Raw genomic sequence first — 1,428 nt, 5'->3', positions numbered from 1 at the left:
TTGGCTTCATCATTCCATAACAAAGCATCACCTTTAACTTGCTGAGTAATATTCGTTATGTTTTTAGTAAGTTCGCTAAACTTATTTGTTACATTATCATTGACATTCTTGATATTGCTATCAAGCTGGCTTTTGTTAACAGCGTCATTATTGTTCTTTGCTTCACCAACACCAGAAATTATCCGATCCCCACCGCTTTCATTTGCAATATTGATTTCTGCGCCACCTACTTTTGCACCAATAGTGAGACGATGCGTTGTTTTGTCTTGCTGAACAAAGCTCTCGCTTTCCACTTTGGTAATCACATTATTAACCTGTTCAGTCAATTTATTCTGAACATTCGTGATAGAACTTCCAACACCGGCAAGTGCATCCGCTACATTCGTATAGTTCTTGTCAAAAGAAGTACCATCCTCACCAAACTGCTTGATCTTGAAATCCGGTGCTTTCCATTTGCCCTCTTTATCATATCCAGCACCACCACCAAAATAGGTTGCAAGTTGTTCGTTCAGCGAATAAAGCTGACTACCCGTTACGGCATCTGTTGATTTAGCGCTAATCTCACCATTTGCTAGAAACGTAATTCTACTGTTTTCTTGTGTCCTGACAGCTTTGCCTTTTTCTTCTTTACTCTTTTCATGACGCGCTACAAAGGCATCGGCTTCCTTGCTCCATAACAAAGAATCCTGTGCTACTCCTTCAGAAACCTCTTTAATCCTTGCATTCACATTCTTGATATTCTCATCAAGACCTGCAAAAGCGGTTCCAACACCTTGAAAGGCACTCTCTGTTACAACTCCATCTTTAGCAATGTAAGATAATTTATACGTTGGCTGTGTAAGAGCTCCATCTTTAAAGGATGCTTCTCCACCTAAAAACTTAGCTACATCCTCACCGATTTTATTAATCTGACCACCCGTGATTGCATCACGTGAACCCTTGGCAATCTGACCATCGGCAACATTATGAAGACCAACAGCTGCCTTATCCTTACCTTTGCCTAAAGTCACACTCGTATAATCAGTTTCATCACCTGTTTTATCGTAATGAACAACAGCCGAGTCATCTGATTGAAGGCTGGTAGAAAGATCCTTCAAACCTTTATCTAATTGACCTTTGTTAACAGCGTCATTATTGTTCTTTGCTTCCCCAACACCTGAAAGTGTCCGGTCTTCTTTCTTACTGTTGGCAATGTTGATTTCACTACCTTCTACTGCATCTCCAATAGTGAGACGACTCGTTGTCTTATCTTGCTGAACAAAGCTCTCGCTTTCCACTTTGGTAATCACATTATTAACCTGTTCAGTCAATTTATTCTGAACATTCGTGATAGAACTTCCAACACCTGTAAGTGCATCAGCTACATTCGTATAGTTCTTGTCAAAAGAAGTACCATCCTCACTAAACTGCTTGATCTTGAAATCCGGT

General features: G+C 40.1%; 1 pseudogene. It reads right to left on the bottom strand.

The features are described 5' to 3' along the window. Positions 1-1,428 (bottom strand): annotated as a pseudogene (locus tag ACFINK_RS09285) (Vomp family autotransporter); the annotation flags it as partial.

The organism is Bartonella sp. AA16NXGY, assembly GCF_042197325.1.
In the GTDB taxonomy this organism is placed as follows: domain Bacteria; phylum Pseudomonadota; class Alphaproteobacteria; order Rhizobiales; family Rhizobiaceae; genus Bartonella.
Note: the sequence above shows the minus strand (reverse complement) of the source record. Positions and strands in the feature narration are given on the sequence as shown.